The organism is Sorangiineae bacterium MSr11367, assembly GCA_037157805.1.
In the GTDB taxonomy this organism is placed as follows: Bacteria; Myxococcota_A; Polyangia; order Polyangiales; family Polyangiaceae; genus Pendulispora; species Pendulispora rubella.
This window is the reverse complement of sequence record CP089983.1, coordinates 303,136-326,893: the sequence shown is the minus strand read 5'-3', so window position 1 is coordinate 326,893 and position 23,758 is coordinate 303,136. Positions and strand designations below refer to the sequence as shown.

Sequence of the window (23,758 nt, the reverse complement as noted above, 5' to 3'; positions counted from 1 at the left end):
TCAGCTTTGTCGTACCAGGAGCGTTCTGCGCCGCGTCAACGATGGGCGCCCGCATCGCGACGATGCTGCGCCTTCTTCGCGTCGATGAATTCCTGAGGGAAGCAGTACCCCGCCTTCTTGGGCAGCCCGCGATCGTCCCGTTCGTCGAGTTCGATGCTGATGCACTTGATGCCCGCCGCACAATCGACACCGGGGTCGCACGGATGGCTGCACACCCCTCCCCCTTCCATCGACTCCCGCATGCACGCCGGCGCATCCGCCGAGCAGTCCATCCCCCAGCGGCATGGCCCACCGAGCGGCGACTTCGGCCGCACGAACTTCACGTAGATGCCCGTGCCGAGCACCACGGCGCCCGCGAGTATCGCGAGGATCATGCGCACCTTGACCTTGCGAAGCCTGCGACGCTGGAGAATTTCGAGCTCATCGTCCACGCGCCGATGTTCGCACCGATGCGCATCGGACGCCACCTCGTCCGCGGGGGCCGACCATCGCGCAGGATGGACGCCGAAATCGCGCCGAACGCATTCCAAGGAACGATTGCAATCCGAACACCGGAGCAGACGACATTCGACGTCCGACGTCTTGACGGCGTCGCCCCGGCATCGCTGCGGGTGAATTGCCTCCACCCCTGTTTCTTCGACATTGCGGACGATTGGGCGCGTAATGCGATAGCAATGGCGTCGCTCGCATTAACAAATAGCGATTCGATGGGAAGACGAAAACGAAGCAGCGCGTAGACCGGTCGAGGCCCGAAACGAGGGTCTTCACACTACGAACAACGCGCATCATCGCGACGGGGAGCACTCCATGGACTTCTTCAAGGGTATTTTGCCTTACAGTTCTCTTGCCGCACTTTGTCCGGGGGCGATGCGCCCACCGGGAGCGCTGCGGAACGCTCTCGTTCACGCCCCCCTGAATCTTGGCGTCTTGGCGGTTCGACAAGATCGTTCAGCTGGTAGGAAACGCCAACCGTTCCATTCCCCTGAGACGAAGTACTATGAGTGAACTGGCTACGCTCCGCCGTTGCTCGGCGTCGACGGCTCTCCTTCCGCAGGCATGCGTGCGGCCCATGGTTCCAGGGGGAGGCGCGTGGCGTTCGCGATGAAGGAGATGGCGTGGTAGAAGCCGACCATGGAGAGCATTTCGAGCATCGCGTTGGGCTCGAATTGCGAGGCCAGGGTCTCCCATGTTGCGTCGGACACGGTGCCGGTGTCGTGGAGTTCGTCGGCGAAGCGCAGTACAGCGGTGTCCAGGCCTTCGCCGGAGGCGGGGCGCAAGGTGGAGGCAACGGCCTCGGGGTCGAGGCCGACGGAGGTGGCGAAGGCGGTGACGTGGACGCCCCATTCGTATTCGGCTTGGCAGCGGGCGCAGGTTCTCAAAATGAGAAGCTCGCGAACCCTCTTTGGGAGAAGGCCGCGGCCTAGAAAAACGGCACCGAGACCGCGCATGCGGTCGCTCAAAAGGGGATAGCGCGCCACGGTGCGGAAGAGCACGAGGGGCTCGACAGCGGCGCCGGGGGGCATCCATTTCTCCAGCGACGTTCGTACTTCGGGGCTGTAGGGCGGCATGAGCGGGGCGATTCGTGCGGTCATTGGCACACCTCTCTTTTGCTACGTATTTAGTAGCATCGTGGCCGCGCAGCGCACCCGGGTCAAGGCATGCGCTACACTTTTTGTAGCTTGGATACGACGATGCAAGCAATGCCCGCTACGACGAAGGCGAGGCCCGCAGCCTGGAGGCTGCTAACCCGCTCCTTCAGCACCAGCCAACCGAAGGCGGAGCTCAATACGATGGCGCCGCCATACAATGCAGGAACGACGAACGAAAGATTGCCCCCCCGCGTGTAGATGCGCGCCAGCACGACGGAGAAGAGCATGATGCCGATCCCCGCAATGCCCGCGAGCAGAACGCCGCGCCAAGTCGTCTTGCCGCGGCTCGACGACGCCCAGTACACGGCGAGGGGCACGACGGTGCCGATGCCGTTGTACATGACCGATGCGAGCCAATCGTCGATTTTGCCGCCGGCGAGGCCTGCGAAGATGGCGAAGATCGAATAGAAGACGGCGCACGCCAGGGTGAGGAGGACGATTTCCACTCGGCGAGTGTAACCGGCGTGCTACTCTTTTTGTAGCCATGGCTGGCGCGCGCACGAAAACACCCCGTCCCGGCGTGCCCGTTCGTGGGTCGCGCACCGGACGCCCCATCATGGCCCTGCTCGACCTGCTAGGGCGAAGGTGGACCTTGCGTGTGCTCTGGGAGCTGCGCGAGGCGCCAGCCACCTTCCGCGCGCTGCGCGAACGGTGCGACGATGTATCCCCCACCGTTCTCAATGTTCGACTCAAGGAACTGCGCGAGTCCGGCATCATCGAGCTCTCGGACGACGAGGGCTACCGCCTGACCGAGGCCGGCATCGGCTTGCGAACCGCGCTCGTGCCGCTCACCGAGTGGGCTACCCATGCTTGGAGCCGGGGCGCTGCCAAGAAGAGCACTCGATAGGGCGTCACCACACCGACTCGTCCATCTCGTCGAGATCGGGCTGTCCCATGTTCCGGAAGTAGAGGATGCTCTTGGGCCGGAAGGTGTTTTGCAAGTTGCAATAGACGAAACCGAGGTTTCGCGTAATCATCTTTCGAAACCGGTAATCGGCAATGGCGTCGATCTGGTCGGCATCGACGATGCCAGGCAGCTCGAGGCGCATGCGCGCGCTGGAGACGATGGCCATGTTGGGCGGGCCACGGGTCCCGAAGGCAAATCGCCAATCGACGCTGCCGAGGTACAGATCGTCCGAGGTGAGCACGATGAGGGTAGCGCCCTTCGGTGCGATGGTCCCCACCTCGGGAACCAGACTGGCGAGGACCTTCTCCCCGTCCCATTGTCCACGGGCTTCGCCGTACGTCCCGCGGGGCATTTCGCGGTGCCTCAGCACAAGAAAGGGGCGGTGGTACGACGCCGCATAGCGATTGGCCAAATCCTGAATATCGAAACCCGCTTGGTGCCCCATCGGAATGAAATAAATCGGGTCCTGCCGAGTGCATTGACGCGGAAAGCCCAGGTAAAATGCAGGATGTGTGGCGCGCATGTCCTCGGCGGGGTTGTGCACCGCCACGGCCGTCGGGACGTGCAACACGCGCGGCGACCGCGTCGCCAGAAATGGCGTGGCCATCAGCGCCATCGCCGCCACGGCGATGGCCAGCCCCCTTCGCCGCGCGAGCGGACGCAGGGTGCGCGCCTCGTCCAGCCAGGTGCGCGCCACCGCGACGGCGGCGGCTTCCCGCGAACGGTACGGTGCCCCCGCATCGTCGGTGTAGCGCACGATGACCGCGTCGGCCGCGGAGGCATCCGTCGTGACATCCAATGGTGCAACCCGACCATGCACGGTGGGCTGGTACGGGGCGATACCCCACGACGTGCCGCCCGCGCGAAAGACGGTTCTCGCCCAATGCCAACGCCGCCACGCAGCCACGAGCGCCATGATGGCGAATCCAAGCGCCAGCACGTGCATGGCCAAACCAACGGGAAGCGCCGCGGCGTGGAAATGCGCGGCCTCCGACGAGAGCCGCGTGAAACCCGCCATCACGCAGAGCGACACCGCCGATCCCAAAAGGGCCTCGTCCACCGCGGCCACCGCCTGCGTCGCCAGAACGCGGGCGGCCGTGTAAATCGGCCATGCGCATGCCACGGTCAGCACCGCCAATGGCACCACCGCGAGCCATGACGACGCGCTCTCCGCGCCGAGCGCGGTCTCGATGTGCATCACCAGGTTGCCCACGGGGAAGAACAGGACCATCGCGTAAAGTGGCACGGTCCTGGCGAAGACGCGTTTGGGCGACATCTCCTTGTCCCACGTGTGGGAGCGCAAGATTCGAACCGCAAGACGCGCCACGGGAAGGAAGAAAATGACGAAGATGAGCGCGCCGACGGCCACGTCGAATGGCGAGCGCACGTGCGCCGCGCGCGGGATGAAGAAGGCCATGTACGCGGCGAACGGAAGCAAAGCCAACGCGGGAATGCTCACGGCGGCGAAGCTGCGCCCGATGCGCGCTCGATCGCGAGAAAGGTTCGGGGCCGGGCTCATCCCGGATCTGTAGCACGCGGGTGCGCCTTCGGCCCCGGTGTCGCCCGTTCAGCGCGTGTACTGGTCGATGAAGCTCGTATAGAGGTCGACGCGCGTGTAGAAGCCCGAGTCGATGCAGGCTTCCCACGGGTAGTCGTATCCGTACGAGGTCACGCCGACGATCTTGCCGTCGAGGAAGGCGGGGCCTCCCGAATCGCCGTGGCACGACGTGCGGCCGTATTCGCCGACGGAGAAGTCGTCCGACTTCAGCTCCTTGACGGCCACGGTGATCTCGCGTTTGACGCCGCCGCCCGACTTCGACACACCGTCGTTCCAGCCGTAGCCCACGAGGCGGACGTCCTTGCCGACGGCGGAGTTGGTGAGCGCGGTGCGGCCGATGGTGAGCGGCGAAAGGGAGGTCGCGTTCGAGAGAACGATGACCCCAATGTCGTATTTTTGATCGGCGGCCCCATTGGGGTCGTACGAGGGGTGCGCGTGCACTTCCTTGACGGCCAGCTTCGACGTGGGACTCGATCCCGCCTTCGTGCCGGTGCGCACTTCGAACGAGCTGAAACCGGCAAGGCAGTGGGCCGCCGTGAGAACCACGGTGCTGCTGATCACCGACCCCGAGCAACCGTATTTGCCATCCATGACGATGTAGACGACCGACGGATCGCCATTGTCCAACGTCCCACCAATGATTTCGCTGCTTGCTTCGCCCACCACGTCATTGTCTGCAGCTTGCGCACTGCATCCCGTTGCTGCGGCAACTACCATCGCCAAAAACAGAAAGCGCTTCATGGATTCCTCCTCGGACACCCGTCGGGCGTCTTGGAATGAGAGTTCGACGCGATGCTCGCAAGCGCCTCCGCGGGGCACACACGCTAGGGGCGCGCCGCAAAGAACCACTCATCCGAAACACTCGCGTCGTACTCGTGCCGAACGGAACCCCAATTTATGAAAACAATTCGCAGCAACCTTCACTCCGTCACTTGCGAAAGCGACCCCACCAGGCCACATGACCCCATTCTCGAAAAGGAAGAAGGAAACCGCCAGGACGCCAGGGTCGCCAGATAAATCAACGATAAACCCTCATTTGGTTTATTGCCGTTTCCGTCGGAACCACTGGCGACCCTGGCGCCCTGGCGGTTCCCTCTTCTTCTCTTCGTGGAGTGACGTCACTCTTGCGCGGCGGGTTGCGAACTCGGGGCCTCGGTGCGCGAGAGGCATCGTTCGACCACTTTGCGGTGAACGCCGAGGAGCCGGGCGGCCGCGGTCTTGTTGCCCTCCGACAGCCGCATCGCTTCATCGACGAGTGCGTAGGTCATGAGCTGCAGTTTGTCCGTATCTGGCATCCGGAGAACGGCGCGGATCAGTCCCGAGAGGGTGGCGCCTTCCTTCTGCTTGCTGCGGCCAGAAAGGGACGCGATCAGCTCCGGCGTCACCTCCGATTCGGTGAACACGGCGAGCCGGTCGACGACGTTTCGAAGCTGGCGCACGTTGCCGGGCCAGGGCGCCTCGCGGAGCATCTCGACCGCCGCGACGGTGAATTCCAGGGGCCGCGTTTGCTTCGCGTTGAAATGTGCGACGAGCGCGGGAATGTCGTCGCGGCGCTCGTCGAGCGCGGGGATGGTCACCTCGAGGACGTTGAGTCGATAGAACAGGTCCTCGCGGAACAAGCCGCGCGCGACGCGCTCCTCCAGATCCGCGTGGGTCGCGGCCACGACGCGCCCCTCGAAGACGCGCGCCTGCGATGCCCCGACGGGCCGGTAGGTCTTCGTCTCGAGCACGCGCAGCAACTTTGCTTGCAGCTCGAGCGGCAATTCGGCAATCTCGTCGAGGAACAGCGTGCCCCGGCCCACCGCCGTGAAGAAGCCCTGCTGCCTGCGATCGGCGCCGGTAAACGCACCTCGCTCGTGGCCGAAGAGTTGCGACTCGATGAGCGACTCGGGAAAGGCCCCACAGTTCAAATCGAGAAACGGTTCGTCGGGGTGGCTCCCGAGGGCGTGGATGGCGCGAACGGCGAGCTCCTTGCCCGCGCCCGTGGGCCCCGTGACGAGCACCGGCCTGTCCGACACGGAGACACGCTGCAGAACGTCGCGCAGCCGCTGCATGGCGGCCGATGGCCCGATCAGCGAGTCCATTGGCGACGGAAAGCGCTTCGAACGCAGCGTGATGACTTCCTTCTCGAGCACCCGCTGGTTGCAAAGCCGGCGGAGGATGGGGAGCACCAAGTCGGAGCTGAGCTCCTCCTTGAGGAGATAGTCGTACGCGCCGAATCGCATCGCTTGACGGACGTCGTGCATACCGTCCGATCCGCTGATCACGATGGGCGTGGCCGCTCGCGCGCGGACTTCCCGCACGAGGGCGAGGCCATCGCGATTGTCGGGATCGGCCGCGTCGAGACGCAAATCGATCAGCGCGATGTCGATACTCTGACGCTCCAGCAACGCATGAGCGTCGCCCTGCGAAGCAGCTTCGAGCACATCGAGCTCGGGCAGCTCCTTGGCGATGTAAACGAGCTGACGCCTCGTTGCGCAGTCGTCATCTACGACGAGCATTCTCATGATTTTGTCCCGGCTACACCGTTTGGCGCGCTCTTCGGCGCATATCGAACCAAGCGTCGACCGCGATGCAGTATACGCATCGCGGTCCATTTTGCAGTCGTCTATCATCGAAAAAATTCAGCCCCCTCGTTGCGTCTCTTGACCCGCTTGCGTGGGCACGTCACACCTGGTTACGCGAGGCAAATTACGGTGGGGTGAACACAAATGAGTCCTGGGAAACTTTGGACCACCATCATCTCTCGACTCTGCACTGCAATCCGTTTGGACACGCCGACGCGAGGAACGAACGGACGTCTTATTTCGATGACTTCCGGTCGGTTTATTTCGTATTCCATTCCTTCCGCTCAACGCATTACGTCCAAAACATCTTTGCATTCTTCGCGCTCGCACCCCATCGCACCGCACAAACGGTCAGCCAAAATGCAAGCACCCGAATGCGCCACAACGAACGGACGGTCCCTTAGCTCCGCCCATTTCGCGCAGAAATGAGCTCGTAATGCTCCATACTTTCTATTTCAATCGCGATATCGTCGCGGTGCGCGCTCAACGAGGCTTGCCCGACGAGCTCGTGCGTGTCCTCGAGCTGCATTGGTCGGGGGAGCTTCTCGCCGCCTGCGAATTGGCAAACAAGCTTCTCGCACAATGGGAAGGCACACCGCCGCCGCTTCTCGTCGCCGAGCATGCGCTCATGACGGTAAAGCTAGGGCGAAGCCTACCGGACGTGAAACGGTCCATGCTCGGACGCCATTGGCTCTCTTGGGTGGTGCACGAGTATGCACGCTTCCTCTCGGTGCGCGTGAACCAAGATGCCGCGCTTGTTTCGCTCGTGCGACTGTTCGTTCTTGGATTGCGAGCCCCCACGTCGGGTCTCCTCGGGCTCGCCGTCTTCGGCTTCACCCATCTCCTCGCTGTGCGCGGCTGGGTACGAATCGGCTTTCCGGTCGCTCGATTCTTCTTTCGTCGGACGGCGCAGCGCGTGGCCTCACGGGGGAAAACGAGGTTCTCCGACAACTTCGTCCTCGCAACATTTCTCTACACCGTGCTGGCCGCCGCTCGGTTGAGAATGCTCGATTCGGTGACGCTCGAGACACAGTCACTTTTGCCGCGCGATCCGTTTTACCAGACCATGTTTCTCGTGTGCTCGCTCTACACGGCCGCATATTCTGGCAACCAGGCACGCACCGAGGTCGTGTCGGCACAATTCCTCGCGCATGCGGAAGCCAAGCTTCTCTATCGCTACCAGCCGCTTGCGGAAATCTTGCCCCTCCTTCCCATGGCCCTTCGTGGCTACGGGCACCTGGTCGACGGTGCTCTTTCGACCGTGGTCGCACGCCACGAGGCACGCGAGGTCGACGTGGGCCACGCGGTCCACAACCCCTTCTTTCGTACGGCCGCGCTCATCTCCCTTTCCGCGGGAAGGTTTGGCAATGCCAAGATCTACATCACGCGCGCCATCCGACACCGCCGGCTCACAAAATCGTTTCACCGGTGGGAAAGGCTCGACCAACGCATTCTCGACATGGCCGAGGGCCATGAGACGTTCACCCCGGATACCGCGCATTTCTTCGGCATCCAACTCGAGACCACGGTCCCAACGTCGCTCGGCAAGCTCCTCTGTGACATCGTCAGTGCGACGCCAGCATCGCTCCCGGGCGGAGTGAAGGCCTTCGAGGAACGCGTCTTCGCGTTGCTGCGCCGCCATCTCGATTGCCCCTTCGCCGAAATCCGCACGAGCCCGGCGAGCTTCTCCGAAACGGTCCCGCAGATCCGCGTAGGAAAGAGATTCGTCGTCGCCTATGGCCTGGGTCGAAAGCGGGCACGCACCGTGGACAGGATCTTCGCCGCCGTCGCGCCCGTGCTTGCGATTCTCGAGCACAACATCGAGCAGATGCTGTCGGTCGAGGCCCGCACCGACGGAGACACACACGCCGGCACCATCCATCGCACGACGCAGATGCTCGCTCATGACGTTCGGCGCCCATTCCAACTGCTCCGTATCGGCCTCGAATCGCTCGCCGCGGTGCGCACGCAGGGCGAGGCACTGGAGGTCGTGCGCACACTCTTGCCGGAGGTCCAGCGCGCCAGCCAGGACGTCGATCATCTCATCGAGGATACGATGCGGATGAGCCATGGCCCGAAGCCCGTCCCCACCCCCGTCGACGAGCTGGTCACGGGGAGCCTTCGCGACGTATTCGCGGTGCGCATGGACTGCGAAATCGAACTTCGCTACGACGGGGTCGAGGACGGTGTGCATTTGGCCGTTGACCCCGTTCGGATGCGGCGGGCCCTTTCCAACGTGATCGGCAATGCCGTCGAAGCGATGCGGGGCGCTGGCATCATCTGGTTCGCGCTCACCCCCGCCGGCGACGACGGCTTCCACGAGTTGCGAATTGGCAACTCCGGGCCGCCCCTCGACGAAGAGCAATTGGCCCGCATCTTCGATGCATTCTACTCCTCGGGTAAGCCCGGCGGCACGGGCCTCGGTCTGGCCATCGCGCACCGCGTGGTCGTCGCGCACGGCGGCACCATCGGGTGCGCGAACGTGGCCCATGGAGTCGAATTTCGACTGACGCTCCCCGCTGCGCAGCCCCGACACCGCGCCATGCGTCCCGGGCGCATGCCCTCGCACTGCCACGAACTCACCGTGGCCGCGGCCGCGCCGGGACCGACACGCAAAGCGCCTCCCCGAGAGATCGCCGTCGTCGACGATTCTCGGGCCATTCACCTCGCGTGGCGCACGGGCATCGGCGGCCACGCCGAGGTTCACTACTTCCGTTCGCCGGCTGCCTTTTGGGAGGCCATCGATGGCGAGCCGGGCCTCCTCGAGCGACTGTACGCGGTCATCACCGACTTCCGCTTTTCCGACCGCGAGGACTGCGGCTCCAAGTTGGCGGAGAGGCTCCGACTCCGACGCCCCGATTTGCCGATTCTGGTGAGCTCTTCGGGCATCCTGGAGGATGTCGATGTGGACGGCATCTTCGACGCCGTCCTCGAAAAGGGCGGCCTCTCGTGGCCGCGTCTCGAACGAATCGTGGCCGGTGTGCGCGCAACCTGGGTCGAGCACAGCGGCGAACACCCGAGAGTACCGAACGGCAAGGCCGGCGACGGTCTCCGGATTACTTCGAATTGATTTAATAGATAATTGAAATATCCAACTTACGGCATGCACGGTAGAGGCTTGAAAAGGCCTAGAACCGCGCCCGCATCGGCACACCCGCTGACATCGCGGCACGCCTGCAGAAGGCTGCGTGGACGCGTGCGGACGGGATCGTCCACGCGCGCGGACGATCCCGTCCGCACCTCATCGAACGCGATCCGCAGTTTCGACGTTTCAAGACTTTTCCAACGCCTCCGATGACGCCACAATGGCCATGGCACCGCGAGTGCAAAAACAATCCGCACGATGCGCAACGCGATCTCAATCGTCGGCGTCGACGCCGTTCGCGTATTCGGCTCGGGAAACGTAGCGCTCCACCACCTTGCGGTGCACGCCCAAAAGACGCGCGGCGGCGGTCTTGTTGTTCTCGGAGAGTCGCATCGCCTCGTCGACCAGGGCATTGGTCATGAGCTGCATCTTGTCGACATCGGGCAGGCGCAGCACCGCACGAACGAGCTCCGACAGGGGAGCCGCTTCCTTCAATTTGCTGCGGCCGGGGAGCGAGGCAATCAACTCGGGTGTGACCCGCGACTCGGTGAAGACGGCGAGTCGATCGACCAAATTGCGCAGCTGGCGAACGTTGCCGGGCCACGAGGCATTGGTGAGGATCTCGACGGCCGTGGCCGTGAACTCGAGGGGCCGCGGTTGCTTGGCCGCGAAGTGGGCAACCAAGGACGGGATGTCTTCTCGACGCTCGTCGAGCGAGGGGACGGTGACCTCGAGCACATTGAGGCGATAAAAGAGATCTTCTCGGAATTGCCCCTTCGCAACACGCTCTTCCAAATCCGCATGTGTGGCGGCGACGACGCGGCCCTCGAAGGTGCGAGCCTGCGAGGCCCCGACGGGACGGTAGGTCCTCGTCTCGAGAACGCGCAGCAACTTGGCCTGAAGTTCGAGGGGCAGTTCGGCAATCTCGTCGAGGAACAAGGTTCCCTGGCGGACGGCGGCGAAGAAGCCCTCCTGCTTGCGATCGGCCCCAGTGAAGGCGCCGCGCTCGTGGCCGAAAAGCTGCGACTCGATGAGCGACTCGGGAAAGGCGCCGCAATTCAAATCGAGAAAGGGCTGATCCGGGTGGCCGCCGAGTGCATGAATGGCACGCACGGCGAGCTCCTTGCCCGACCCCGTGGGGCCGGTGACCAACACGGGCCGGTCGGAAACGGACACCCGCTGCAGGATCTCGCGCAGGCGCTGCATGGCGGCGGAGGGGCCGATCAGCGAGTCGGTGGGCGGCGGGTAACGCTTCGAACGGAGCGTGATCACCTCTTTTTCGAGCTGCCGCTGGCTACAGAGGCTCTTGAGGATCGGCAAGACGAAGTCGGAGCTGAGCTCCTCTTTCAAAATGTAATCGTGCGCACCAAAGCGCATGGCCTCCCGCACGTCGTGCATGCCGTCGGAACCGCTCACCACGATGGGCGTGGCGGCGCGCGCTCGCACCTCGCGCACGAGGGAGAGACCGTCGCGGTTGTCCGGATCGGCCGCGTTCAAGCGAAGATCGATGAGCGCGATGTCGATGGTGTGGCGCTCCAGCAAAGCGTTGGCTTCGGCCTGCGAGCCCGCTTCATGCACTTCCAAGTCGGGCAGTTCTTTGACGATGTAGACGAGTTGCCTTCGGGTCGCACGGTCGTCGTCTACGACGAGGATTCTCATTGTTCTTTTCCTGCTAGCACGCTCTCGCGGGGCAGCTCCAATTCATTCTCATTATAAGCCTCGGCGAACTTTCGCCGATATCGGAACATCGAAGATACGGACGCCCCCAAATACGGGCGCAACATTGGCGAAAGGACGGGCACGATCCAATGACACCTCGAAAATTTCGCACCCATCACCGCGTGTCGTTCAATCACCTCGATCCGTTTGGACATCTGAGCGCGACGAACTACCTTCCGCTCTTCCTCGAACACCGCTGGACCGCGTTCCGCGACGAGATGGGTTACGACTACGCCACGATCGCGAGCTGGCCCATCGTCTTTTACATCCGGCGCGTCACGCAGGAGTTTCTCATTCCGATCTTCGCCGACGAAGAGCTGGAGATCGTCTCGTGGGTGGTCAGCCTGGGGAAGTTGGATTCCACGGTGCGGAGCGAGATCCGAAAGGCCAACGGGAAGATCGCGGCGACCTGCGAATTCGAGCTTGTCTGCATGTCCAAAGAGACCCGGCGCCCGACCCCGTGGTTGAAGGACGTGGTGGCCCGCTTGTTCGAGGACGACATCCTGCCGGTGACACACCATCTCGAGGACCAGCGGCTTGGGGCAACCGCATGTTGACTTCTTCGTCATTCGCTCCCTTGGCACTTCCCCCCACTTGGAAACATCTACCATGAGTTCCTCACACGGCACCACCCTTCGCGGCGCTGGTACGCGGCCGTCCGAACTGACGCTGTCTAGTTCCTCCCCTCGCGTTTCTCACGCTTCCCGCGCACCGCGCGGCCGCCTCTCGGGACTCACGCCCCTCACGCGCGCCATACACGTCGGCGCAGAAACGAAGCCAACGTCGTTCTATTCCCGCCAACCCGTCGAGCTTTCCTCTCGCTTGCTCCCTGGTACGGATCCCGAGATCGAATGGCTCTTCTTGCTTCACGAATCGTACGTTGGCGAAAAGTGCGGGGTGGGACTTCTGCGATCCTTGGTGGATCGCGTAGGTGGATATGGCGCATTTGCCGGAATGATCAAGCGCCAACTGGCGGATGAAGAAGCGCATTGTCGGATCTACGAACGATGGCTCGGCGCCGACGCCTATCGCGGCACGCGCTACGACGAGGCGCTCGCGGCGTACGTGGGCTCGTTGAACAGCGTGACACTCGAGGTTTTCGTCATTCAATCGCTGCTCGAGGGATTCAGCCTGGGGGCGCTCGAGTACCGCGCTCGTGCCGTAAAAAGCGCCACGTCGGAGGGCGAACACGCCCTCTGGGATGACGAAATGCGCCACGTACAGTTCTCTTACGGATACTTACGAACATTGATTCGTGAAGAAGGCGCCATCGCGCCCGAGACCTTCGAACGCGTGGCCGCCGAGGTGAAAGGCATCTTCGTCGAATCGTTCGCCCCCGCGCGCATCGCCGAATTCGTGAAAGCCAACTACGACGTTCGCGCAGAAGACCTCACTGAACATACGGTACGCGAAAGTGAGGGCCGGACGCGCTTGGCATGGCTGACTTTGGCCAGGGTCGCACGCTGCAAACTCGAATTCACCCGGAGGTACCATGCAGCCACTCTTTCGGTCGGTTAATCCGTTCGGTGAGTCCCTCGCCAAATCGTGTGCCGTTTTCACGCTGCGCGTGAACGGTATGACCGATGTGCCCGAAGCGCTCGCCGACGAATGCGCGCGCATCGGTGCCGCATGCAGGGTCGTGCGTGCGTCCGAACGCGACAACGCGCACGGTACGGACGTGCTCGAGGTTCGCGCTTCGCACTCCGTGCTGGATGCATTTGCGGGCATGTACCTACTCTCTCGAATCGATACCAAGGTCCACGAGAATGTCACGCGCACCGAAGGCGATCACAGCCTATCGGGGGTCATCGATGGATATGCATTTCGCGTTTACGTCGAACGCATCGAGGTGCGTCACGACGAGCGGACGGTCGCCCAGCGCGTGCTCGGCGAAATCCTCGAACGCGCGCCCGCCCTTCGAGAAGGCCCTGTTGCGATATGCACATCACGCGATTCGACGGAGGCCATCGAACGCGATTCTTATACGGGAAATAGCCTCGTCCTCGTGGAGATGTCGGGCGCAGCGGCGGCCCGGCTCTCCGCAGGTCCCCGCGACACGTGGGTCCATCACCTACGCTCCCAGGCCGATCGGGTCGCTGCACTTGCCATTCGCAGGCCTGGTCTCTTGCGTTCGTCCGCCTTATTCTCGTTCAGTGCCATGGGGGACACGCGCCGAATTCCATGGGCCGATAATCTGGTCCACCCTCTGAGTCTGTCGCTCGTGGCGTCCCCTGCGACGCCCGCATCGGCAAATATTGGATGCTGGTCCAGCGGCGCGTTTCAAGCATTGAACTTGTGCGGCTCGCCCGAGCATCCGGTCATTCGAGACTCCGAACGAATCGCCGCTGGCTGGAGGGACGCACTTCGCACGATCTCCTGAAGATCGCCTACGAAGGCATATGCTCGATAGCTCGTATTTCGATCGCGACATCGTGGCGTTGCGCCGCAAAGGACTGGTCCCCACCGACGTGGGCGATCTCCTCGAGCTGCATTGGTCGGGGGAGCTTTTTGCGGCCTGGGAGCAAGGGGGCAAGCTCCTGGCGGGCTACGCGGAACGCGGGGCGGACGCGCCTCCCCTTCTGATCGCCGAGCATGCGCTGATGACCGTGAAGCTCGGACGGAGCCTGCCCGAGGTGGCCCCGTCCTTGCTGGCGAAAGATCGCCTCGCGATGCTCGTGTACGAGTACGCGCGCTTTCACTCGATGTATTTCGTGAGCCACCGCGCGGCGATGCTCTCGCTCTGGCGGCTGTTCTTGCTTGGCGTTTGGTCCCCGAGCTCGGGCATCTACGGGCTCGTGTTTTACAACGTAGGCCACACGCTGGCCCTGTGGGGTTGGCCGTTTTTCGGATATCCCATTGCCAAGTTTTTCTTTCATCGCGCCGCCTCGCGCGTGCAGCGCCGCGGGAAAACCCGCTTTGGCGAAAACGTGGTCGTGGCAACATTTCTTTACACCGTTCTCGTCAGCGCGCGCTTGAAGCACATCGAGACGGTCACCCACCACGCGCAGTCGCTGTTGCCGTCCGATCCGTATTACCAAACGCTCTTCCTCGTGAGCTCGCTCTATGCGGCCGCGTATTCGGGCAACCATGCCCGCGCGGAGGTCGTATCGACGCTCTTTCTGGAGTTGCATGAGAGAGGGCAGCTCCTTCGCTACCGACCCATTGCGGAAATCATGCCGCTCGTTCCTCTCGCCTTGCGAGGCTATGGGCACCTCGTCGAGAAGGAGCTCGCCACGGTCATCGCGCGGCACGAGACCCTACGCCCCGACGTGGGGCACGTCGTCGATTCCGCCTTCTTCCGCGCCGCCGCCCTCGTCACGTTGTCCACGGGAAAATTCGCCGACGCCAAGAGCTACATCCTGCGGGCCATCCGGCACCGCGAGCTCACGCGCTCCTTTCAGACCTGGCAAAAGATCGATCGGAAGATCCTCCAAATGGCCGAACGCCACGAGACGTTCGTGCCCGACACCCAGTTCTTCGGCGTCAGCCTGCGGACGCACGTGCCCGTTACGTTGGGCAAACTGCTGCTCGACCTGGTGAGCGCCATGCCGGCCGCCCTGTCCGGAGGTCTTCGCGCCTTCGAGGACCGCGCGTTCGATCTGCTGCGCCGCCACCTCGACTGCCTCAGTGGAGAGATCCGCCCATCGCCGGCGAGGTTCTCGGAGAACCTCCCGCAGATCCGCATCGGCACGCGCTACCTGGTGCTGACGGGCATCGGCGAGGAGCGCATTCCGGCGGTGGACAAGCTCTTCGCATCGGTCGCGCCCGCTCTGGCGATACTGGAGCATAACATCCGCGACATGCTGGCCCTCAAGGCCGAAAACGACCGCAACGCCCGGGCGGTCGCCATCACCCGCACCACGCAGATGCTCGCCCACGACGTCAGGCGTCCCTTCCAGCTTTTGCGGATCGGCCTCCAGTCGCTCGGCAAGATCGGCACGTACGACGAAGCGAAAGACGTCGTGCGCACCCTTCTTCCCGAGGTCGAGCGCGCCACGCGCGACGTGGACAACCTGATCGCCGACACGATGAACATCGGCGACTACCCCACACCGTCCCCTACCCCCCTCGAGGAGCTGATCACCGAGAGCCTCCGCGATGTGTTCGCGCCACGCCCCGATTGCAACATCGAACTCCGCTACGACGGGGTGGAAGGAGACTTGCATCTCGCAGTCGATCCCATTCGCATGCGACGCGCCCTTTCCAATGTGATCTCCAACGCCGTCGAGGCCATGCACGGCATTGGCTTCATCTGGGTGGTGCTCGCACCCGCGCGGGAGGAAGGCTTTTGCGAGCTGCGCATCGGCAACTCGGGCCCGGCCATTGCCGAGGATCAAATGGGCCGCATCTTCGAGGCGTTCCATTCGGCGGGCAAACCCGGGGGAACCGGTCTCGGTCTGGCCATCGCGCAGCGGGTGATTCTGGCCCACGGCGGCGAAATCGACTGCGCGAACGTGGCGGAGGGGGTCGAGTTCCGTGTGACCTTGCCCATCGCGCCGCAGCGGACTCGGATCGTGCGCCCAGGGCTGCCGACGCATAGCCGCGAGCTCGCGGTGTCATCGGCGCCGGAGCCTCCGGCGTCGGTCCCACAACCTCCGCCGAGCCGGCGAAGCGAGCTCGCGCTGGTCGATGACTCGCGGGCCATCTACTTGGCATGGCGCGCGGCCATCGGAGAGGACGCAATCGTCCGCTACTACCGGTCGCCTGTGGCCTTCTGGGCGGCCCTCGAGCAGGAGCCCGAGCTGCTCGACCGGCTCCAGGCCGTGGTCACCGACTATCGATTTTCGAACCGAGAGGAGTGTGGGTCCAAACTTGCCCTCCAAGTGAGGCGCCGGCGGCCGGACCTTCCCATTTTCGTGAGCTCCTCGGGCATCTTGGAGGACGTGGACGTCGATGGGATCTTCGATCGCGTCATCGAGAAAGGGGGGCTACCCTCTTGGTCATTGCTTCAAGGGATGATCGCGAGCGTGCGCACGAGTACCGCAACGACCAAAGACGCAGGAGATTTCAGGGCGAACACGCAATGACAGGACACTTTCCCTCGGATGGTCCCGATCCCCTTCTCGTCGGCGCAGCATGGGCCGACGACGTCGTGCACGAGCTCGCAGCGCCCGTGGCATTCCTCGACGGCTTCATCGAACGCGTGGCACGCGGCGCCACGCCCGACGAGGAGCATGTATCCATCGCCGCCGAGGAGGTCGGCCGGCTCCTCTCACTCGTCCGGTCGCTAAGGCGGGTGAAGCCCCGCCCAGGTACACTGCGACCGCGCTCGCTGGGTGAAGCGCTGCGCGAAGCGGCATCGGCCAGCGAATGCCGTTACGCGATCGAGGTCCCCGAGGACGCTCAGATCGTGGTGGACGATTCGTACGTCCCACACGGCCTCATACCGCTGCTTCGGGCGTGTGCCCGTGTGGTGGGTTCTTCGGGAGAAATTCTAGTCACCGCCCGAACCGACGCCATGACGCATGCGGCCATCACCATCGACATCGTCGTTCATGCCGACCCGACCGCCGTCGATGACGATGGAAGGATCCTCTTCGTCGGCGACATGTGGTCCTCCGCCGTGGCGGGCCGGGCCAGCACCGACGTCGTTTTGGCCAAGCGCATCATGCGCGCCCACGGCCACCGCGTCACCGACGAAGCGGACGGGCATACCCGCACGCTCAGCGTGCGCATTCCCCCCGCGCCCTAACCAGAAGATTGAACAGGGAGGGGGGGAGGCGGGGAGGGAGACAACGCGAATCCCACCGCATGCCAAGGCTTTTTTTAGGTTTCAGTTGGCTTCGTGAGCCAACTGAAAACCCAAACCAGCCTCGGTGCGCGGTGGGATTTGTGCCGTATCCCTCCCCGCCTCCCCCCTCCCTGTTCAATCTCTTCTAGAGACACGCATAGGTTGCCTCGCTGAGGCGGGCGGCGCGCGGGTCGAGCAACGTGTGCGCGCTCATCTTGCTCGTCACATACGCAAACCCCAGCGAGGCCTCGGGATCGGCGAACGCCAAATACCCTCCCGCCCCCGGATGCCCAAAGGCCCGTGGATTGGGACTGCACGCGAGCCCCTCGTGCGGGAGCATGAAACCGATGCCGTAGCGCGTGACTTCACGCAACACGGGATCGTAGCCGAAGGCATGCTCGGTGCGCGCAGCATCCACGATCGACGGGGAGAGCACGTTGCCGTGCTTCCCAGTCGGGTGCGCGAGCGCACCATAGAGGTGCGCGAGCGATGATGCCGTGCCGTGGGCATTGGCAAATGGCAACTCCGTTGTACGCCATGCATGCGAATTCAAAACTTGCGGCGTCAAGCACAAAACGGGATTGAGAAATGCCCAACCTGACATCGAGTCAGGCTCGCTCATCACGGTTTCGACGAAGGTCGTTCGACCGGGCTCGGGCCGCGTGGCGCGCACGTCGGCGGTGCGCGCCTCTTCATGCGGTCCCAAGCCGATATGCAGATCGAGATCGAATGGCAACGCGAGTTCCTCTCGAAGATATCGCCCCACGGTCCGTCCAGAGACGCGCCGTACGAGCTCTCCCGCGAGCCACCCAATGGTCATCGCATGGTAGCCGTGCTGCGTCCCAGGCGGCCACCACGGCTCCTCCGCGGCCAACGCCGCGGTCATCGCCGTCCAGTCGTAAAGGGCCTCCGGCGAGAGCTTCGCGCGCACGGCGGGGAGTCCCGCGCGATGGGAAAGAACGTCGCGCACGGTGAGGCTTTCTTTGCCCGCGCGCGCGAACTCCGGCCAATAGCGGGCGACCGGCGCATCGAGTTCGAGGGCACCTCGATCGACGAGACGCAGGACACAGATGGCCAGGATGGCTTTCGACGTCGAAGCAAGGTTGATCAATGTATCTTTCTGCCACGGTCGGGTGCGCCCGCGATCGATGAATCCGGCATGGAGATCGACCACCGGACGACCATGGACAGTCACGGAGACAGCGGCACCCCCCGGTTCCACCCCGCGTTCGAAGTTAAGGGCAAACGCGTCGCGAATTCGTTCGAACTTTGGATCGCACCACCCCCGTATGTCCTGAATGCCCTGAATGGCCATGGCGGCACTATGCCGTGATTCGGTACGGCTTGCATGGAATGTCGGGGTACCACGCACTCCGGCCGCCTTGGGCGTGCCGGATCGAGCATTAGAGGGTGGTCCAGCTGGTAAGTGGATTTATCTCCTATTTTCATAACGCGATAGACTTTGCACTCGTTGCAGGATTGACGGGAAAAAGAGGCATAACGCCACAGAAGGCGTCCGCATTCTGGCTGAGACGAAAATAGAGATACGAAGGTACGTCCGCGGGAGACGTGTAGCCGAAAGGTCCGCCAAATCTTCATCGCGAGCGTGCACATGGTCTTGAGTACGACGGAATCGATTCGTATCTTGCTATGTGCCGTCAGGGCTCTCCGCGGATCTGTCCGCGACGCCTGCTCGCCCGACGCGCGCCGCATCGTACAGTCGCACAAACCCGCGACGGACGGGACTTTCCATCAAAATGACGAAGAGCTTAGCCACCCAGGGGGCTGAGAACAGGAGACAAGCGCGGATGAGCGCCTCAAACGCCGCTTTCGAGGGCGAACGCTTCGGTCCGTATCGTGTGCTGTCGAAACTCGCATCAGGTGGTATGGCCGACGTATGGTTCGTCGAAACCGTCGCGAGCTCCCAGCGCGGCGTGCTGAAAACCATGCTGCCGGAGCTAGCCGCTTCCAGCGAGCTCAGGTCCCTGTTCATCGAAGAAGGTCGCGTCGCCGCCGAGCTGCAGCACGAGAACGTTGCGAAAGTCACGGATGTCGGGGTGCTCGACGGGCAGGCCTACATCGCCATGGAGTTCGTGCACGGCCGCACGCTGAGGCAAATCGCGCAGCAATGCGTGGAGCAGCACCGCCGCATGGACACGTGGTTTCTGCTGCGGGTGCTTCTCGAGGTGTGCTCGGCCCTCGAGTATTTGCATAGCTACGCCGACGCCGAAGGGTGGCACCTCGGCCTGGTGCACGGGGACGTGAGCCCGGAAAACATCATGGTGGCCTTCAACGGCTCGGTGAAGCTCGTCGACTTCGGCATCACGCGAGCCGCCAACCGGAACAACCTGCTCATCGGCAAGCCCTGGTACATGGCGCCCGAGCAGATCCAGCCGGCGGCGACCGTGGATCATCGCAGCGATCTGTACGCGGTGGGTGTGGTTCTCTACGAGTGCCTCACCGGATACCGGCCGTACACGGGCGCAACGCACGCCGATGTCTTGGCGCGCGCACTGGAGGGACGGCCGGCGCCGCCGCAGGAGATTGCGCGGGGGATTTCCGAGCCGCTTGCGTGGACGGCCCTGCGGGCGATGGCACGCGATCCGGACCATCGCTTCTCCACGGCGGCCGATTTGGCGGCGGCGTTGCGGGCGCGGCTGCGCGAGCTCGACGCCGGGGCGCATCCGCGCTCGCTCGATGGGTACATGGCCTCGATTTTCGGGGAGCCGGACACCTTGGCGAGCACCATCATGCGCACCATCAGCGAACGCACGGAGCACCGGGAGGCCTCCGAGCTGCCGACGGCACCGTGCGCCCCCTCGGTGATCGCGGAGGCCATTGCCAGGGCGCAGAGCACGCCACCGCCGCCGCTGCCCGCGACACAGCCGGTACCCGCGCCGACCATGCCGTCGGACAGACCTCCCGTGGAGCGGTCGGGCGAGTTTCCAGCCCAGCGTGTGCACGTCGCGCCCGACATCTTCGCGCGGGTGCCACGGCGGGAGCTTTCCCCCGTGTTTGGCGGAGCCGCCGTCCCGCGCACCTCCCCCATGGGCGGGCGGGCACGCTCCGCGCAAGAGAGCGAGGCCGCGCGTCTTTTCGAAGACGGGCTCTCACGTCTATCGGCCAAAGATTTCTCCGGCGCGCAGGAAGCATGGCAACGGGCAATCGAACTCGATCCGCGCGAACGTCGATATCAGATCAATTTGAAGAGACTTCAAGAAAGGTTCCGCGATGGCGACCAGTGAAATTGCAATCAGGGAAAAGAACCGCATGACCAAGACGGAGCGTCTCAACGACGTGCTCCGTTCCCTTCGGACGAGTTCGCCCGAAATCATCGGCGCATCGGTGGTGACCTCCGACGGATTCATCGTCGCCTCGCACATCCCCAATGAGGTCGACGAAGACCTCATCGGAGGCATGGCCGCGTCGCTGCTCGGTGTCGGCGAACGCATCGCGGCCGACTTGATGCGGGCCGAGGTCGAGCAAACCTACGTGCGCTCGGCCAAGGGCTACATCATCGTCAACTCGATTGGCACCGAGTCCGTATTGGTGCTTCTGGTCACCCGTGAGGCCAAGCTGGGGATGATCTTCCTCGAGCTGAAACGCACGCTGAATCAGCTCGCGGAGCACCTGGACAACTGATGAAGCCCTTCCTCCTCGCTGCGGGGTTCGCAGCGCTTGGCACGGTCGATCTGGCCTTCATCGACCTACGCCTCGTGCCCGCCGTGTTGGCGCCGGCAACGCCCGACGCGCCACGCGTCGCGCCGCCGGTCGTGCCGCCGACTGCACCTCCACTCGTGAGCGCTCCCGAGAAGACCACGATGGCGATGGCCTCACCGTCGCCGGTCAAGGAAAAGGTGGAACCTATTAAGGAGAAGGCCGAACCTGCACCGAAGGCGGAGCCGGCGCCGAAGGCGGAACTGACGACGGAGACGCGCAGTGGGACCGTGACCCTGCACTTCGACGTCAACGCCCGGACCCCGGCGGGCGACAGCGCCCCCGACTTGAAAACCATCGCAACCATGCTGGCCGCCGATCCGACACTGCAGGTGACCATCGATGGCCACTCCGACCGGAACGGCTCCGCGGCCTACAACGACGAGCTGAGTCGACAGCGCGCCGTGGCCGTCGCCGACGAACTCGCACAATTGGGCGTCCAACGAAGCCGCATCGCGTCCGCCGCGCACGGCGCGCGCGCCCCCATCGCGATCGGCAAGGATGCCGAGTCGCTCGCCCGCAATCGCCGGGTCGAAGTGCACGTTGAAAGGAGAAAACCGTGAACGTCATGTCCGTCATCTGGTTGGCGTCCCTGGCGGCAGCCGCGCTCTTCGCGGCCGCGGGATACTTCCTCGCGCGCGCTCGCATCGGGCGCCAGAACGAAGCGCAGCGGCGGCATGCCGAGCAGGCCATCGCCGAGCTCGCGCAGGCCGAGCTTCGCGCCAAGCACAACGAAACCGTGGCCGCCGCAGCCCGCGCCGATGCCGAGCGTTCCGCCCAGGAGCTGACCCGCGCCGCGGAATCCGAGCAGCGCGCCCGCCTTCTTCTCGACGAGCAGCGCCACGCGGCGGAAGAGCAACGCGCCGAGGCGACACGCCTGCAGCGCGAACTCGATCAGCTGGTGCGCACCCGCGGCGAGGTGGCACGGCTCGAAAAAGAGCTGGCCACCGTCAAGAGCCGCACCCAACAGCTCGAATCGCGCGGCACCGAGGGTGAGGTGCTCGCGACCAAGAAGCTCGTAGAGCTGGCGAGCACCGTTTCGACGTTGCGCGGTCAACTCGAGTCGAAGGTCAAATTCGAGCAGGAAGTGCGCGGAGGCCTCGACTCCGCCCGCCACGAGGCCGACGCCCTCCGCCGCGAGGCCGCCCTCCGCGCCGAAGAGACGCGCGCCGCGAAGGAAGCGCTGGAAGCCGCACGCACCGACACGGTGGTTCTGCGACAGGAAAGCGCGACGCTCGCGGAAATGAAAAAGCGCGTCGCAGCGTTGGAAGCCGACAATGCACGACTCCGTGCGGTGGAGTTCGCGAGCAAAGCCAAAGAAGGCAAGAAAATCTCGCTGCCCTCGCCCACGCTATTATCTTCGGCGCCCGCGAAACCGGGTCTCGACGGACACTCGCTCCAGCGCTTCGTCGACGATGCCGTGCGCTCACCCTCGGTGAGTGCGGCCGCGCTCACCGATGAACTGGGATTCTTGGTCGCCAGCAACGGCGACCACGCAGAGGCGCTTGCCGCGTTCGGCGCCTACCTGACGGAGGCGGGCGGTCGCGCATGCGGCCTTCTTCCCATGCATGCCGTGCAACGCGTATCGGTTCAAGACGACACTGGAATTACTTTGACGGCGCGCACCGTGGCGTCGGCACCGAACGAATTGGTGCTGGTGACGCTGGGTGTGGAAGGCGGCCGCGAGAAGCTAAACGGACAGAGAGAGAGGACTTCATGAGTGTTCAGACCCCCGAAGAGTTCGCACGCAGCCGAAACGTCGAGGTCACCAATGCCCTCAACGTGTTGCGCCCCTCCCTGGGCAACGATGCCGGGGTAGCTCTCTACCGTCTATTGCGTCTGGTCGCGCTGGAAGACATCATGGGCCGCGGCGCGGCCGGTACGGCGTACGTCGCCGGCAAGAAACTGGGAATTTCGCTGGGGCTCAAGAAGCTGGAAGACTTCCTGGATCTCTGCAAAGCCCTCAAGGTCGGCATCATCGAAGTGCCGCTTCTGGCCGAAAGCCATATTCGTGTCGATGTGTACGAGTGCGTGACGTGCGCGGGCCTCAAAACGGTGGGCCGGACTTTGTGCCACTTCGAGGGCGGGCTCATTGCCGGCGTGGTGGAGAGCATCGTGAAGAAGCGCACACGCGCCCACGAGATCACGTGCATCGGGGGACTGGGGGACAAAGCGTGCGGTTTCGACCTCGAGCTGAAGCCCCTTCCAACCTGACGAGCGCAACATGCACGGGATTATCTTTCTAGAGTTGAAGAAGTACGTCGGTTCGAGGTGGGGGACCCCCGCGTGGTCGACCCTTCTGGCCGACGCCGGCTTGGGAAGCCGCGCTTACCTTCCCGTTCAGGAATATCCGGACGACGAAGCGGTGTTGCTCATGGGGACGGTCGCCAAAACGACGGGGCAGACCTTCCCCACCCTTCTGGAGGATTTCGGTGAATTCATCGTTCCCGATCTCCTCCAAGTGTACCGCTCGCTCATTCACGCCAATTGGCGAACATTGGATCTCATCGAGAACACCGAAAAGATGATCCACCGCATCGTGCGCCTCCGCAACCCGGGGGCGCGCCCGCCTCAATTGGTCACCGAACGCCGCAACCCGTCCCAAGTGGCCATTCACTACCGCTCGACCCGCCGCATGTGCGGCATCGCCAAAGGCATGGCCCGCGGCGTGGCCAAACACTATGGCGAACGCATCGCCATCCACGAACCCCAATGCATGCACTCCGGCGCCGCCGAGTGCCTCATTGAACTCCGCTTGGCCAACTAAGAGGAGAGGGAGAGGAATTCACAGGAAGACGGGAAGACGGGAAGGAAAGAGAGGGATT

The 23,758-nt window shown here is 63.7% G+C and carries 21 protein-coding genes; 13 read left to right on the top strand and 8 right to left on the bottom strand.

What is annotated here, in order from left to right; all coding sequences use genetic code 11:
* Window positions 1-35: 35 nt before the first annotated feature.
* The 3 genes from LVJ94_01390 to LVJ94_01380 form a co-directional block, all read right to left on the bottom strand.
* Entirely contained in the window at window positions 36-374 is a 339-nt protein-coding gene (locus LVJ94_01390; protein WXB05917.1) for a hypothetical protein, read from the bottom strand.
* Window positions 375-1,010: 636 nt separating this feature from the next.
* Window positions 1,011-1,592 carry a carboxymuconolactone decarboxylase family protein gene (locus LVJ94_01385; protein ID WXB05916.1) on the bottom strand — a complete coding sequence of 194 codons (582 nt, stop codon included), beginning with the start codon at window positions 1,590-1,592 and terminating at the stop codon, window positions 1,011-1,013.
* A 71-nt stretch (window positions 1,593-1,663) separates the two neighbouring features.
* The gene (locus LVJ94_01380) at window positions 1,664-2,095 is read right to left on the bottom strand and encodes an EamA family transporter (protein ID WXB05915.1); all 432 of its coding nucleotides are present in this window, start codon (window positions 2,093-2,095) and stop codon (window positions 1,664-1,666) included.
* Between the two features lie 38 nt (window positions 2,096-2,133).
* Here LVJ94_01380 and LVJ94_01375 point away from each other — a divergent pair, with 38 nt between their 5' ends.
* Window positions 2,134-2,496: a helix-turn-helix transcriptional regulator gene (locus tag LVJ94_01375; GenBank protein ID WXB05914.1), complete on the top strand. Its 363-nt coding sequence runs from the start codon at window positions 2,134-2,136 to the stop codon at window positions 2,494-2,496.
* 4 nt (window positions 2,497-2,500) lie between these two features.
* Here the strand turns inward: LVJ94_01375 and LVJ94_01370 are convergent, their stop codons facing one another.
* The 3 genes from LVJ94_01370 to LVJ94_01360 all read right to left on the bottom strand — a co-directional run bounded on the left by LVJ94_01370 (window position 2,501) and on the right by LVJ94_01360 (window position 6,621).
* Window positions 2,501-4,075, bottom strand: coding sequence for a hypothetical protein (locus tag LVJ94_01370; protein ID WXB05913.1), 1,575 nt, complete (start codon window positions 4,073-4,075; stop codon window positions 2,501-2,503).
* Window positions 4,076-4,123: 48 nt separating this feature from the next.
* Window positions 4,124-4,855 carry a trypsin-like serine protease gene (locus LVJ94_01365; protein ID WXB05912.1) on the bottom strand — a complete coding sequence of 244 codons (732 nt, stop codon included), beginning with the start codon at window positions 4,853-4,855 and terminating at the stop codon, window positions 4,124-4,126.
* Window positions 4,856-5,232: 377 nt separating this feature from the next.
* Entirely contained in the window at window positions 5,233-6,621 is a 1,389-nt protein-coding gene (locus LVJ94_01360; GenBank protein ID WXB05911.1) for a sigma-54 dependent transcriptional regulator, read from the bottom strand.
* Window positions 6,622-7,117: 496 nt separating this feature from the next.
* On the opposite strand from LVJ94_01360, the gene LVJ94_01355 reads away from it, so the two are divergent.
* Window positions 7,118-9,751: an ATP-binding protein gene (locus LVJ94_01355; protein WXB05910.1), complete on the top strand. Its 2,634-nt coding sequence runs from the start codon at window positions 7,118-7,120 to the stop codon at window positions 9,749-9,751.
* 288 nt (window positions 9,752-10,039) lie between these two features.
* Here LVJ94_01355 and LVJ94_01350 read toward each other — a convergent pair whose 3' ends face one another.
* Window positions 10,040-11,425, bottom strand: coding sequence for a sigma-54 dependent transcriptional regulator (locus LVJ94_01350; GenBank protein ID WXB05909.1), 1,386 nt, complete (start codon window positions 11,423-11,425; stop codon window positions 10,040-10,042).
* Window positions 11,426-11,574: 149 nt separating this feature from the next.
* On the opposite strand from LVJ94_01350, the gene LVJ94_01345 reads away from it, so the two are divergent.
* From LVJ94_01345 to LVJ94_01325, 5 genes are all read left to right on the top strand, one after another.
* Entirely contained in the window at window positions 11,575-12,042 is a 468-nt protein-coding gene (locus LVJ94_01345) for an acyl-CoA thioesterase (protein WXB05908.1), read from the top strand.
* Between the two features lie 397 nt (window positions 12,043-12,439).
* Window positions 12,440-13,003, top strand: a complete 564-nt coding sequence (locus tag LVJ94_01340) for a hypothetical protein (GenBank protein ID WXB05907.1) — start codon at window positions 12,440-12,442, stop codon at window positions 13,001-13,003.
* Window positions 12,978-13,865 carry a hypothetical protein gene (locus LVJ94_01335; GenBank protein ID WXB05906.1) on the top strand — a complete coding sequence of 296 codons (888 nt, stop codon included), beginning with the start codon at window positions 12,978-12,980 and terminating at the stop codon, window positions 13,863-13,865. Before LVJ94_01340 ends, LVJ94_01335 begins: the two co-directional genes overlap by 26 nt.
* A gap of 19 nt (window positions 13,866-13,884) precedes the next feature.
* Window positions 13,885-16,512 (top strand): HAMP domain-containing histidine kinase, encoded by a 2,628-nt coding sequence (locus LVJ94_01330; protein WXB05905.1) that lies wholly within the window; start codon window positions 13,885-13,887, stop codon window positions 16,510-16,512.
* Window positions 16,509-17,177 (top strand): hypothetical protein, encoded by a 669-nt coding sequence (locus tag LVJ94_01325; protein ID WXB05904.1) that lies wholly within the window; start codon window positions 16,509-16,511, stop codon window positions 17,175-17,177. The genes LVJ94_01330 and LVJ94_01325 overlap by 4 nt, the downstream gene beginning before the upstream one ends.
* A 184-nt stretch (window positions 17,178-17,361) precedes the next feature.
* On the opposite strand, the gene LVJ94_01320 is transcribed toward LVJ94_01325, so the two are convergent.
* Window positions 17,362-18,411, bottom strand: a complete 1,050-nt coding sequence (locus LVJ94_01320) for a beta-lactamase family protein (protein WXB05903.1) — start codon at window positions 18,409-18,411, stop codon at window positions 17,362-17,364.
* A gap of 613 nt (window positions 18,412-19,024) precedes the next feature.
* On the opposite strand from LVJ94_01320, the gene LVJ94_01315 reads away from it, so the two are divergent.
* From LVJ94_01315 to LVJ94_01290, 6 genes are read left to right on the top strand one after another with little or no spacing between them, the layout of a single operon-like run.
* On the top strand, window positions 19,025-20,461 hold the full coding sequence (locus tag LVJ94_01315) for a serine/threonine protein kinase (GenBank protein ID WXB05902.1): 1,437 nt from the start codon (window positions 19,025-19,027) through the stop codon (window positions 20,459-20,461).
* A 25-nt stretch (window positions 20,462-20,486) separates the two neighbouring features.
* Complete coding sequence (locus tag LVJ94_01310; GenBank protein WXB05901.1) at window positions 20,487-20,858, top strand: roadblock/LC7 domain-containing protein; 372 nt, start codon at window positions 20,487-20,489, stop codon at window positions 20,856-20,858.
* The gene (locus LVJ94_01305; GenBank protein ID WXB05900.1) at window positions 20,858-21,496 is read left to right on the top strand and encodes an OmpA family protein; all 639 of its coding nucleotides are present in this window, start codon (window positions 20,858-20,860) and stop codon (window positions 21,494-21,496) included. Before LVJ94_01310 ends, LVJ94_01305 begins: the two co-directional genes overlap by 1 nt.
* Window positions 21,493-22,653 carry a hypothetical protein gene (locus LVJ94_01300; protein WXB05899.1) on the top strand — a complete coding sequence of 387 codons (1,161 nt, stop codon included), beginning with the start codon at window positions 21,493-21,495 and terminating at the stop codon, window positions 22,651-22,653. The genes LVJ94_01305 and LVJ94_01300 overlap by 4 nt, the downstream gene beginning before the upstream one ends.
* The gene (locus tag LVJ94_01295) at window positions 22,650-23,147 is read left to right on the top strand and encodes a hypothetical protein (protein ID WXB05898.1); all 498 of its coding nucleotides are present in this window, start codon (window positions 22,650-22,652) and stop codon (window positions 23,145-23,147) included. The genes LVJ94_01300 and LVJ94_01295 overlap by 4 nt, the downstream gene beginning before the upstream one ends.
* Before the next feature lie 10 nt (window positions 23,148-23,157).
* Complete coding sequence (locus LVJ94_01290; protein WXB05897.1) at window positions 23,158-23,700, top strand: heme NO-binding domain-containing protein; 543 nt, start codon at window positions 23,158-23,160, stop codon at window positions 23,698-23,700.
* The last annotated feature ends 58 nt before the right edge of the window (window positions 23,701-23,758 follow it).

Coding starts and splice junctions, on each gene's coding strand:
- LVJ94_01390 (WXB05917.1), bottom strand. CDS start 374: ATGATCCTCGCGATACTCGCGGGCGCCGTGGTGCTCGGCACGGGCATC.
- LVJ94_01385 (WXB05916.1), bottom strand. CDS start 1,592: ATGACCGCACGAATCGCCCCGCTCATGCCGCCCTACAGCCCCGAAGTA.
- LVJ94_01375 (WXB05914.1), top strand. CDS start 2,134: ATGGCTGGCGCGCGCACGAAAACACCCCGTCCCGGCGTGCCCGTTCGT.
- LVJ94_01370 (WXB05913.1), bottom strand. CDS start 4,075: ATGAGCCCGGCCCCGAACCTTTCTCGCGATCGAGCGCGCATCGGGCGC.
- LVJ94_01365 (WXB05912.1), bottom strand. CDS start 4,855: ATGAAGCGCTTTCTGTTTTTGGCGATGGTAGTTGCCGCAGCAACGGGA.
- LVJ94_01360 (WXB05911.1), bottom strand. CDS start 6,621: ATGAGAATGCTCGTCGTAGATGACGACTGCGCAACGAGGCGTCAGCTC.
- LVJ94_01355 (WXB05910.1), top strand. CDS start 7,118: ATGCTCCATACTTTCTATTTCAATCGCGATATCGTCGCGGTGCGCGCT.
- LVJ94_01350 (WXB05909.1), bottom strand. CDS start 11,425: ATGAGAATCCTCGTCGTAGACGACGACCGTGCGACCCGAAGGCAACTC.
- LVJ94_01345 (WXB05908.1), top strand. CDS start 11,575: ATGACACCTCGAAAATTTCGCACCCATCACCGCGTGTCGTTCAATCAC.
- LVJ94_01340 (WXB05907.1), top strand. CDS start 12,440: ATGATCAAGCGCCAACTGGCGGATGAAGAAGCGCATTGTCGGATCTAC.
- LVJ94_01335 (WXB05906.1), top strand. CDS start 12,978: ATGCAGCCACTCTTTCGGTCGGTTAATCCGTTCGGTGAGTCCCTCGCC.
- LVJ94_01330 (WXB05905.1), top strand. CDS start 13,885: ATGCTCGATAGCTCGTATTTCGATCGCGACATCGTGGCGTTGCGCCGC.
- LVJ94_01325 (WXB05904.1), top strand. CDS start 16,509: ATGACAGGACACTTTCCCTCGGATGGTCCCGATCCCCTTCTCGTCGGC.
- LVJ94_01315 (WXB05902.1), top strand. CDS start 19,025: ATGAGCGCCTCAAACGCCGCTTTCGAGGGCGAACGCTTCGGTCCGTAT.
- LVJ94_01310 (WXB05901.1), top strand. CDS start 20,487: ATGACCAAGACGGAGCGTCTCAACGACGTGCTCCGTTCCCTTCGGACG.
- LVJ94_01305 (WXB05900.1), top strand. CDS start 20,858: ATGAAGCCCTTCCTCCTCGCTGCGGGGTTCGCAGCGCTTGGCACGGTC.
- LVJ94_01295 (WXB05898.1), top strand. CDS start 22,650: ATGAGTGTTCAGACCCCCGAAGAGTTCGCACGCAGCCGAAACGTCGAG.
- LVJ94_01290 (WXB05897.1), top strand. CDS start 23,158: ATGCACGGGATTATCTTTCTAGAGTTGAAGAAGTACGTCGGTTCGAGG.